Source organism: Paenirhodobacter huangdaonensis, assembly GCF_004022465.1.
GTDB classification, from domain to species: Bacteria; Pseudomonadota; Alphaproteobacteria; order Rhodobacterales; family Rhodobacteraceae; genus Rhodobacter; species Rhodobacter huangdaonensis.
This window is the reverse complement of the sequence record NZ_SAVA01000005.1, coordinates 231,623-242,525: the sequence shown is the minus strand read 5'-3', so window position 1 is coordinate 242,525 and position 10,903 is coordinate 231,623. Positions and strand designations below refer to the sequence as shown.

The 10,903-nt window shown below is 65.8% G+C and carries 8 protein-coding genes and 2 pseudogenes; 8 read left to right on the top strand and 2 right to left on the bottom strand.

The window, feature by feature from the left end:
* Positions 1 to 23: 23 nt before the first annotated feature.
* The 4 genes and pseudogenes from EOW66_RS10620 to EOW66_RS20680 all read left to right on the top strand — a co-directional run.
* Positions 24 to 1,064: a TRAP transporter substrate-binding protein gene (locus tag EOW66_RS10620; RefSeq protein ID WP_128156338.1), complete on the top strand. Its 1,041-nt coding sequence runs from the start codon at positions 24 to 26 to the stop codon at positions 1,062 to 1,064.
* A 26-nt stretch (positions 1,065 to 1,090) separates the two neighbouring features.
* A complete protein-coding gene (locus tag EOW66_RS10615) occupies positions 1,091 to 1,663 on the top strand; it encodes a TRAP transporter small permease subunit (RefSeq protein WP_239017563.1) in 573 nt (190 codons plus the stop codon).
* Positions 1,660 to 2,943: a TRAP transporter large permease gene (locus tag EOW66_RS10610; protein ID WP_128156336.1), complete on the top strand. Its 1,284-nt coding sequence runs from the start codon at positions 1,660 to 1,662 to the stop codon at positions 2,941 to 2,943. The genes EOW66_RS10615 and EOW66_RS10610 overlap by 4 nt, the downstream gene beginning before the upstream one ends.
* 368 nt (positions 2,944 to 3,311) lie before the next feature.
* Positions 3,312 to 3,635 (top strand): annotated as a pseudogene (locus EOW66_RS20680) (transposase); the annotation flags it as partial.
* A gap of 502 nt (positions 3,636 to 4,137) precedes the next feature.
* Here EOW66_RS20680 and EOW66_RS20675 read toward each other — a convergent pair.
* Both EOW66_RS20675 and EOW66_RS10595 read right to left on the bottom strand, forming a co-directional pair.
* Positions 4,138 to 4,600 (bottom strand): annotated as a pseudogene (locus EOW66_RS20675) (IS3 family transposase); the annotation flags it as partial.
* A 324-nt stretch (positions 4,601 to 4,924) separates the two neighbouring features.
* A complete protein-coding gene (locus EOW66_RS10595) occupies positions 4,925 to 5,881 on the bottom strand; it encodes a GlxA family transcriptional regulator (RefSeq protein WP_128156334.1) in 957 nt (318 codons plus the stop codon).
* 88 nt (positions 5,882 to 5,969) lie between these two features.
* On the opposite strand from EOW66_RS10595, the gene EOW66_RS10590 reads away from it, so the two are divergent.
* From EOW66_RS10590 to EOW66_RS10575, 4 genes are all read left to right on the top strand, one after another.
* Positions 5,970 to 6,857, top strand: coding sequence for a BKACE family enzyme (locus EOW66_RS10590; protein WP_128156333.1), 888 nt, complete (start codon positions 5,970 to 5,972; stop codon positions 6,855 to 6,857).
* A gap of 74 nt (positions 6,858 to 6,931) precedes the next feature.
* Positions 6,932 to 8,473 (top strand): ABC transporter substrate-binding protein, encoded by a 1,542-nt coding sequence (locus EOW66_RS10585; RefSeq protein WP_239017556.1) that lies wholly within the window; start codon positions 6,932 to 6,934, stop codon positions 8,471 to 8,473.
* A complete protein-coding gene (locus EOW66_RS10580; RefSeq protein WP_128156331.1) occupies positions 8,470 to 9,927 on the top strand; it encodes a carnitine 3-dehydrogenase in 1,458 nt (485 codons plus the stop codon). The genes EOW66_RS10585 and EOW66_RS10580 overlap by 4 nt, the downstream gene beginning before the upstream one ends.
* Complete coding sequence (locus EOW66_RS10575; RefSeq protein WP_128156330.1) at positions 9,924 to 10,901, top strand: ABC transporter permease; 978 nt, start codon at positions 9,924 to 9,926, stop codon at positions 10,899 to 10,901. Before EOW66_RS10580 ends, EOW66_RS10575 begins: the two co-directional genes overlap by 4 nt.
* Positions 10,902 to 10,903: the final 2 nt, after the last annotated feature.

The following is a 10,903-nucleotide window of genomic DNA, read 5'->3' as shown; positions in this document are numbered from 1 at the left end:
TGCCTCAAATAGGAGCAAAACCCATGTTCAAATCCCTAAGCCGCCTTTCCGCGGTCTCTCTTCTGCTGCTTGCAACCGCCCTGCCGTCGCAAGCCGAGACCTTGCGGTGGCTGACCGAGACCCAGCCCCACAACGCCCAGTATCCAGTTGAAATGGCCGCGATCGAAGCCATCGGGGCAAGTGGCGTCACGGTTGAGCGCAACGAGTTTCAGGTGCTGGGCCTGAACCTTGCGGACTCGCTGCGCCTTGTCGGCTCCGGCGCGTTTCAGCTTGGCACAACTCAGATCGGCTCTGCCGCGAAAGACGATCCGTTCCTCGAAGGCATCGACCTGATCGGCGTCTCCACCAACATGGATGAGCTGAAACAGGCCGTGGACGCCTATCGCGAGGCGTTCAACGCGCGTCTGGGCGAGAAATTCGGCGTCAAAGCCGTGGCGATCTGGCCCTTCGGGCCGCAGGTGTTTCTCTGCAATCAGCCGATCGAGGGCCTCGGCGATCTCAAAGGGCTGAAAGTGCGCTCCTTCACGGCCTCGATGTCGACCCTGCTCGAAAATCTGGGCGCGACGCCGGTGACCCTGAGCTTCCCCGAGGTGTATCCGGCGCTTCAGCGTGGTGTGGCGTCCTGCGGCGTGACCTCTCCGACGTCGTCGAACACCGGCAAATGGCCGGAAGTGACCAGCCATCTCTACCCGCTCTCCGTCTCTGGCTCGGTCCAGGCGCATCTGGTCAATCTGGATTGGCTGAACGGTCTTCCCGAAGACCAGAAAGCTGCCTTCGAAGCCAGCATGGCGGAGATGGAAGCCGCGCTCTGGTCGCTGGCGGTCGAGACCAATGCTGTGGCGCAGAGCTGTTCCACCGGGGGCGATTGCCCGGACGATGGGCTTTACACCTCCTACGACATGACGCTGGTGCCGGTGAGCGACGCCGACAAAGCGACCGTCGCCGGGATCGCCGCGACCAAGATTCTGCCGGAATGGGCGGCGCGCTGTGAGGCGGGCTATCCGGGCTGCACCAAGATCTGGAACGACACGGTCGGCAAGGCACGAGGGCTCGTGATCGAATGAGCCAGTTGCCAGCAGAGACACCGTTTGTGTTGAAACGCATCGAGACCCTGTCTCGTCTGTTTGCCCTTGCAGCCGGAGCATCGGTGGCTCTGCTGGCTGTGCTGATCTGCCTCGACATCGGGGCGCGCAGCCTGCTCAATGTCTCGTTGCAGGGCACCGATGAACTGGGGGGCTATGTTCTGGCCTTCGCGGGCTCTTGCGGGCTGGCCTATACGCTCTTGCACAAGGGCCATCCGCGCATCGACATCGCCCTGAGCCATCTGCCGCGCCGGGGGCAAAACCCGGCGCATGTGCTGGCGCAGGGCACATTGGCGGCCATGGCCATTTTCATGACATGGCATGCCGCGGGCGAGCTGTTGCAGACCATCCGCTTCGGGGCGGTCACGAACACGCCGTTGCAAACCCCGCTCTGGGTGCCGCAAGGGCTCTGGGCATTGGGGTGCGGCGTCTTCGCCCTCACCACGATCACGACCACGCTGCATGCGATCTGGCTCATGGTCCAGGCGCCCGAGAAGGTTTCGCTCTTCTACGGGCCGATGACCGTCTCGGAAGAGGTCGAGGAATTCATGGAAACACCTCACGGGGAGGCTCGGTCATGATCGGGATCGAAGGCGCCGTCATCGGCTTTGCCCTGTTGCTCTTTCTTCTGCTGATCGGTCTGCATATCGCCGTGGCCCTGTTCAGTGTCGCCGTTCTGGGCGCCTGGGTGTTTTTCGGAGACGCCATGTTCCGCCCCTTCGGCACGATGATGTGGGGCACGCTGAACAATTTCCTTCTGGTCGCGATCCCGCTCTTTGTCTTCATGGGCGAAGTGCTTGTCAGGGGCGGTGTGACGGAGCGCATGTACCGGGCGCTCTCCGACTGGCTGCGTCCGCTGCCGGGCGGGCTTCTCCACACCAATATCATCGCCTCCACGGTTTTCGCAGCAATCTCCGGCTCGTCGGTTGCGACGGCGGCGACGATCGGCACGGTGGCTTTCCCGACCTTTCGCAAACAGAATTATTCCGAACGCTGGGTGGCGGGCACTGTGGCCTCCGGCGCCACTTTGGGCATTCTGATCCCGCCTTCGATCAACCTGATCATCTATGGCGCGATCACCAACACCTCAATCGGTGCTCTGTTCATGGCCGGGATCGTGCCAGGGCTTATCCTGGCTGCCCTGTTCATGGGGATCACTGCACTCTGGAGCGTCATCGACCCGCGTATCGCCGGCCCACGCGGGAAACTTGCCCCATGGTCTGAGCGTCGCAAGCGGTTAAGCGACCTTCTCCCGCCGCTGATCATTTTCATTGTCGTGATGGGCTCGATCTATGGCGGCTGGGCCACCCCGACCGAAGCGGCAGGCGTGGGCGTGGTCATCGCCATGATCCTTGTGGCCCTCTCCCGCCGATTGAACTGGGAGATGTTGAAAGAGGCAATGCTGTCGACCGTGACCACCACGGCCATGACGCTCTTGATCCTCGTCGCCGCGTTTTACATGAACTTCATTCTCGGCGTGCTGGGGGTGCCGCGCGTCGTGTCGGAATTTGTGGCGAGTCTGGATGTACAGCCGCTGGTCATGCTTCTGATCCTCGTCTGCCTCTATCTGATCCTCGGCTGTTTCCTTGATGCGCTGGCGATGATGATCGCAACCATTCCGATTGTCTGGCCGATCATGGAACAACTCGGCTATTCGCCCGTCTGGTTCGGGATTTTCCTGGTGATGATGTGTGAACTGGCCCTGATCACGCCACCTGTCGGTATGAACCTCTACATCGTGCAAAGCGTGCGCGGGCGTGGAAATGTCGGGACGGTGATCGCCGGGGTGCTGCCATTCCTCATGTGTATCCTCGCCCTGGTTGCCCTTCTGGGCATCTTTCCTGGCCTCATCCTGGGTTGACGGAAACCGACGGGCGCAAAGTGGAAGATATGGGGGAGAGCAGCAATCTTGGCCGAGGAAAGGACGGTCCCATATCTCAACCTCTCCTATACGCGCATGGGAGACAATTCGTTCAGCGCGCAGCGAATGACAGCTCTGGGTAATCCTCTCCGTTTTGGCGGGGTGCAGAAGCAGACTTCACGCAGCCATCTTCAGTTTTTGGGCGGGTGTGATGCCGCCGATGCCGATGTTGGGGCGGTCGTTGTTGTCAGTCCATAGCCTGTCAGTTGCGATGTGCTGCGCTTCAGCCGTCGCCGGGCCTGATTGCTGTGCCCCCCGATAGTTCCTCCAGTTGATGCCAGAATCCGACCCAACAGAGGGATCAGACCATGAAGTCATCGAAGTTCAACGAAGCCCAGATCATCAACATCTTGCGCGAGGCTGAGGCTGGGGCGAAGACCGCCGATCTCTGCTGTCGTCATGGGATCAGCGGTTCCACGTTCCACGCTTGAAAGGCGATTTTCGGAGGCATGGAGATCTCGGACGCGAAGCGGCTGGAGGCGCTTGAGGCGTGAGCCCGTGAACGCCACCGGTTCGAGAGAACGGGTGAACAACGCGAGGCTGAAGCGCGTGCTGGCGGATGCGCTGAAGGATCGCCTCGGCAGAAAGTGGTAACGCCCGCTGCCAGGCGTGCGGCCGCACCCCATCTCGAACAGCGTTACGAGAGGCGCGAGGCTGGAGCGTAGAGCAAACAGTCCGGAGGAGTGTTTGCAGCGAACAACGGCGGGTTCCGTGATCGGTCCGCGACAGCAGCCGACGCGCCGATGATACCGGGCTGAACCGCGCCGGGCCTGATCGTCAGCGATCATGATGAGATGGGGCCGTGGCCCCAGTGCCGCATAAAGCCCATCGAGTGAGTTCACCTTGAACGCGATGTTGGGCTGGACCGAAGCGGCGGGTGTTGCCTGGCACTTCATCTCGCCGGGCAAGCCGATGTGAGGCACCGGATCTGCGAGGCCGTCAACTCGAAGATGCGCGACGAGCTCTTGAACGAGACGCTGCTTCACGGGCTCAACCACGCCCGCGCCGTCGTCGTCGCGGACTGGGTGGCCGACGCAATGCCGAGCGCCCGCACTCCGCTCTCGGCGACCAGCCTCCTGCCGCTTTCGCGGCCCAACTCCCCGCACTGGGCGGCCGGCTCCATCTACGCGCTTAGCCCACGACGCGCCGGGAAAACAGGTCCGGCACGGCGGCAACGTAGAGCCAGCCCGCCGGGGTCCAGATGCAGGCGAAGTCGGCCCACCATTTCTGGTTTGGCCGGTCAGCCTGGAAATCCCGGCCCAGAATGCTGTCGGCGATGACCGACCGTTCGCCGTCGCCCCGGGCTTTCCACGACGCCTGGGCCGCGCCCGTAGGACATTGCCCCGCATGCGCCGCTCGATCCGATGCAGCCCGCAGGCGAGCCCTTCTTCAAGCATGTCGCGCCAGATGCGGCGCGCGCCGCAGGTCCGGTCGCCGCCCCTGAAGCTCATCTCGATCGCCGTGACGCGCTTCGCGTCCGGGAACTCGCGGGGGCTGGTCGGGCGTGGAAGCCGGCGCGTGAAACCTCCAGAGCCTGGCGCAGCCCGCTGACCGGCCAGATCTGGCGGTGTTTGGCGATGAAGGCGAACCTCATATCGCCTGGCGCGCGCCACCGCCACGCTCCGGCCCGTCACCAGCTCGACCAGCTCGTGTGCCAGGGCGCCGACCAAGGCGAGGTGACCGCAGTCTTCGATCGGCCGGCGGCCCACCCCGCGCAGGCAATTCTCGCCGAGGCCGGCATTCCCGCGGGCGAGGAGCTGACGCTGTGCCGAGTGAATGTGCGCGGCGGGTGCAAGACCGCCTGGATCAACGACCGCAGCGCGCGACAGCCGAGGAGCTGGTCGCGGGCTGAGGAGAGGGCACTGCCTCCTCGGCGGGCACCGCCGCCCCCGAGGACATTTCGGCCAGATGACTGCGGGGGTCAGGGCGCAGGCGGGCCCTGGCGCATCGTCTCGCCGAAGGCGCGGCGATAGGCGCGTGCGAGCGTCGAGGGCGAGGAGAAGCCGGTGCGCGAGGCGATCTCGTAAAGAGTCAGCTTGGTCTCGCGGGCCAGCGCGCGGGCATATGCAAGCCGGATCTGCCGGTAATAGCTGCCCGCCGACATCCCGAGATGGGTGTGGAACAGCCGGTCAAGGCTGCGCGGCGAGAGCGCGGAGCGTTCGGCGATGCGCGGCAGGGGCAGCGGCTGTTCGGTGCTCTCGCGCATCGCCACGATCGCGCGGCGCAGCGCCGGGGGCAGGGCGTGATCGCTCATCCGTTCGACCGGGCGGCTGCCCGCCTCGGGCGGCGCGCCGGGTTCGTTGCGGCCGAACATATTGGCGACATCGTAGCGCAGTGCCTCGCCCGCCTGCGCGCCGATCAGCGCGAGCGACCAGCTCAGCACACTCTGCGCACCGCCGCAGGTCAGGATATTGCCATCGGTCACATGGGGGGCGCGCACGAGGGTGACCTCGGGAAAGGATTCGGCCAGCGCCTCGCGCTCCATCCAGTGGATCACCGCGCGCCGCCCGGCGAGCAGCCCGATCTGCGCGAGCAGCCAGGCGCCGGTGTCGAAACCGCCGATCAGCGGCAGCCCGCGCGCCTTGCGCCGCACCGCCGCCGCCGCGCCAAGCGGCAGGTGATCGCGCATCCCGTATCCCGAGACGAGGATCAGCGCATCGGTCGCCCCCACCCGTTCAAGCGGCTGGTCGACCGCGATCACAATCCCCGAGGAAGTCGCGACGGGCGCGCCGCTCAGCGACGAGAGCGTCCAGGAGAACAGCCGCCGCCCGGAGAGGTCGCGCGCCGCGCGCAGCGGTTCGATCGCGCTCGCCAGCACCATGTTGGAAAAGCCGTCGAACAGCAGGAAGGTGAGATGCAGCGGTGATTTTGGCGACATAAGCAAATGATTGGGCGAAATTCGCACATCTGGCCAGATGATTCCCTGTCACGCTCGGATCAATCCAGACATTGACCGGAGTTCACGGATGAATCGCGACGTCTTCATCACCTGTGCGGTGACGGGTTCGGGCCAGAGCCACAAGAAATCCCCGCTGGTGCCGATCACCCCGGCAGAGATCGCTGCAGCCTGTATCGAGGCCGCAAAGGCGGGCGCGGCGATCGCCCATGTCCATGTGCGCGACCCCGAGACCGGCGCCCCCTCGCGCAATCCGGCGCTGTATCGCGAGGTGGTGGAGCGGGTGCGCGCCGCCGACACCGATGTGGTGCTGAACCTCACCGCGGGGATGGGCGGCGATATCGTGCTTGGCTCGCCCGAGGCGCCGCTGCCGCTCTCGCCCGCCTCGGATATCGTGGGCGCGACCGAGCGGCTGGTCCATGTCGAGGAGCTGCTGCCCGAAATCTGCACCCTCGACTGCGGCACGATGAACTTTGCCGAGGCGGATTACGTGATGACGAACACGCCGGGCACGCTGCGCGCGATGGCGGCGCGGATCCAGGCCGCGGGCGTGCGCCCGGAGATCGAGGTCTTCGACACCGGCCATCTGTGGATGGCGCGCACCCTGGTCGAGGAGGGGCTGATCGACGATCCGGTGATGATCCAGCTCTGCATGGGCATCCCCTATGGCGCGCCGGAGGATCCCAACAGCCTGATGGCGATGGTGAACAATATCCCGGCGGGCTGGGTCTATTCGATGTTCTCGATCGGGCGGATGCAGATGCCCTATGTCGCGCAGGCGGCCCTCGCGGGGGGCAATGTGCGCGTCGGCCTCGAGGACAATATCTGGCTCGACAAGGGGGTGCTGGCGCGCAACGGCGATCTGGTGGAACGTGCCGCCACGATCCTGAGCGCGATGGGCTGCCGGATCCTCGGCCCCGAGGAGGTGCGCGCGAAACTGAAACTGACCCGGCGCTGAGGCGGCGGGCACCACAAGGCAGGCCGGCAAACGGCCGCAGCAACAGGGAGACTGCACAGATGAACGGATCGGGATTGAGACTTTCACGACGGGCGCTGCTGGCGGGGGCGGCGGGGGTCACCGCGGCGGGGCTGATCCTGCCGCGCGCGGCGCGCGCCGCAGAGGCGAAACGTGGCGGCACGGTGCGCATCGGCCATGCGGGCGGGGCGAGCTCGGATTCGCTTGACCCCGCGACCTATGCGGCGGGGCCGGTGGTGACCGCGATGCTCGCGGTCTGCAACAACCTCGTCGAGATTGACGCCAAGGGGCAGGCGGTGCCTGAACTTGCCGAAAGTTTCGCCCCCGATGCCGAGGCGAAGGTCTGGACCTTCCGGCTGCGCGGCGATGCGACCTTCTCCGACGGGCGCAAGGTGACGGCGAAGGACGTGATCGCCTCGTTCAACCATCACCGCGGCGACGATACGAAATCGGGGGCGAAGGGCTCGCTGGAACAGGTCACCGACATCCGCGCCGATGGCGACGGCGTGGTGATCTTCGAGCTTTCCGCGCCGAATGCCGATTTCGCCTATCTGACCTCGGATTACCATTTCGTCATCATGCCGGCGAAGGAAGACGGCACGCTCGACTGGCAGTCGCAGCTTGGCACCGGCGGCTATGTGATCGAGAATTTCGAGCCCGGCGTGCGCATCAGCCTCAAGCGCCGCGACGATTATTGGAAAAGCGACCGCGCCTGGTTCGATGCGGCGGTGCTGCTGACCATCAACGATCCGACGGCGCGGCAGAATGCGCTGATGACCGGCGAGGTCGACATCATCAACTCGCCCGATCTTGCGACGCTGCACCTGCTGCAACGCCGCCCCGGGCTGCAGCTGATCGAGGTGACGGGCACCGCGCATTACACGATGCCGATGTTCTGCGATCAGGCGCCGTTCAGCGACGTGAACCTGCGGCGCGCGCTGAAATATGCGGTGAACCGGCAGGAGATCCTTGAAAAGGTGCTGCGCGGGCATGGCCAGATTGCCAATGACAGCCCGATCGCCCCGGCGAACCGCTTCTATGCCGCCGATCTGCCGCAGCACGCCTATGATCCGGAGAAGGCGAAATTCTACCTCAAGCAGGCCGGGATGGAGGGGATCAAGCTGCAGATCTCGGCCGCCGATGCGGCCTCGGTCGGCGCGCTCGACATGGTGCAGCTCTATCAGCAATCGGCTGCGGCGGCGGGGATCACGCTCGACGTGAAACGCGAGCCCGATGACGGCTACTGGTCGAATGTCTGGCTGAAGAAACCCTTCTGCGTGAGCTACTGGAACGGCCGCCCGACCGAGGATGACATGTTCTCCCTCGTCTATGCCAAGGGCGCCGAGTGGAACGAGAGCCACTGGTCGAACGACCGCTTCAACGAGCTGCTGCTCAAGGCGCGCGCCGAGCTCGACGAGGGGCTGCGCCGCGAGATGTATCACGAGATGCAGGCGATCGTGAGCGACGAGGGCGGCACGGTGATCCCGATCTTCGTCAATTACATCGACGTCGCGACGGACAAGATCGGTCATGGCGAGGTGGCCTCGAACCGCTTCCTCGACGGCTGGAAAGTGGTGGAACGGTGGTGGATGGCATGAAGATCGCGGCAATTGGCGGTGGGGTGATCGGCGGCGGCTGGATCGCACGCTTCGCGCTGAGCGGGCATGACGTGGCGGTCTTCGACCCCCATCCGGAGGCGCAGCGGATCGTGGGCGAGGTGATGGCGAATGCCGCCCGCGCCTGGGAAAAGCTGTTCCAGGCGCCGCTGCCCGACCCCGGGCGGATCACCTGGGCGGGCTCCATCGCCGAGGCGGTGGCGGGGGCGGATTATGTGCAGGAAAGCGTGCCCGAGCGGCTTGATCTCAAGCATCACATCCTTGCCGAGATCGAGGCTTCGGCGCCCGAAGGGACGATCATCGGCTCCTCGACCTCGGGGTTCAAACCCTCCGAGCTGCGCGTGGGGGCGCGCCATCCGGCGCGCATCCTCGTCGCCCATCCGTTCAACCCGGTCTATCTGCTGCCGGTGGTCGAGGTGGTCGGCGGCGGCGCCGCGGCCGGGCGCGCCTGTGAGATCCTCGCCGCGGTGGGGATGAAGCCGGTGCAGATCGCCCGCGAGATCGACGCCCATATCGGCGACCGGCTGCTCGAGGCGGTCTGGCGCGAGGCGCTCTGGCTGGTGAAGGACGGCATCGCCACCACCGAGGAGATCGACGACATCATCCGCTTCGGCTTTGGTCTGCGCTGGGCGCAGATGGGGCTGTTCGAGACCTATCGCATCGCCGGCGGCGAGGCGGGGATGCGCCATTTCCTCGGCCAGTTCGGCCCGGCGCTGAAATGGCCCTGGACGAAGCTGATGGATGTGCCCGAGCTTGACGAGGCGCTGATCGACACCATCGCGGCGCAATCCGACGCGCAGTCGGGCGCGCATTCGATCCGGGAGCTCGAACGCATCCGCGACGACAATCTCGTTGGCATCTTCCAGGCGCTGAAGGCGACGGACTGGGGCGCGGGGCGGATCGTGCGGGAGATGGAGAACGGCTTTTACGCGCGCGAGGGGCGGCCCGCGACGGGCTATCCGCTGCGCCTGCATCAGGTCATCGTGCCGGGCGGCTGGGTCGATTACAACGGCCACATGACCGAATTCCGCTATCTGCAGGCCTTCGGCGATGCCACCGACGCCGTCCTGATCCATATCGGTCTTGACGAGGCCTATCGTGCGACGGGCTTCTCCGCCTATACGGTCGAGACCCATATCCGCCACCTCGCCGAGGTGAAGGCGGGCGAGCGGCTCACCGTCGAGACCCGGCTGCTGGGCCATGACGGCAAGCGGATGCGGCTGCATCATGCGATCCTGCGCGCCGATGGCAGCGTGGCGGCGACGGGCGAGCACATGCTGCTCCATGTCGACACCGATGCCGGACGCGCGGCGCCGATGCCCGCGGCGCTGCTCGCCGCGCTGGCGGCGCTGGCGGCGCTTGAGCGCGGGCCGGCGCCCGATCATGCCGGCGTCGGCATCCGGCGGATCGGTGCGGTGGCGGAGGCGCAGGCATGAGCGCCGAGGCCCGGCCGCATCATCCGCTTGCGCGGATGATCGCCGCACGGCTTGGCATCGGGGTCTTCACCCTCTTCGTGATCTCGGTGCTGATCTTCCTGGCCGTGAGCCTCTTGCCCGGAGACATCGCGCAGCAGGTGCTCGGCCAGTCGGCAACGCCCGAGACCGTGGCGGCCTTCCGCCGCGAGCTCGGCCTCGATCAGCCGCTCGCCTGGCGCTACCTCACCTGGATCGGCGGCGTGCTGCGCGGCGATTTCGGCACCTCGCTGGCCAATGGCCGCCCGGTGGCGGCGCTGCTCGCCGCGCGGCTGGGCAACACGATGTTCCTTGCCGCCTATGCGGCGCTGATCGCGGTGCCGCTTGCGGTGACGCTCGGGCTGCTCTCCGCGCTCTGGCGGGGGCGGATCTTCGACCGGGTGAGCAATGTGCTCACCCTCTCGGCGATCTCGCTGCCGGAATTCTTCATCGCCTATCTGCTGATGTTCTGGCTGTCGATCCGGATGGGCTGGCTGCCCTCGATCGCCGATCCCGGCCCCGATCCGGGCCTGGGCGATCGGCTCAGCCATGCCTTCCTGCCGGCGATCACCCTCGTGCTCGTGGTCACCGCCCATATGATGCGGATGACGCGGGCGGCGGTGGTGAACGTGATGGGCAGCCCCTATGTGACGATGGCGCGGCTCAAGGGCGTGTCGCGCTGGCGCGTGGTCACCCGCCATGCGCTGCCCAATGCGGTGGCGCCGATCGTCAACGTCGTCGCGCTGAACATCGCCTGGCTGATTACCGGCGTCGTCATCGTCGAGGTGGTCTTCGTCTATCCCGGCCTCGGCCAGCTGATGGTCGACAGCGTGACCAACCGCGACATTCCCGTGGTGCAGGCCTGCGCGATGATCTTTGCCGCGGTCTATATCCTGCTCAACCTGCTGGCCGATGTGGTGGCGATCGCCACCAATCCGCGCCTGCTGCATCCGAGGTGAGG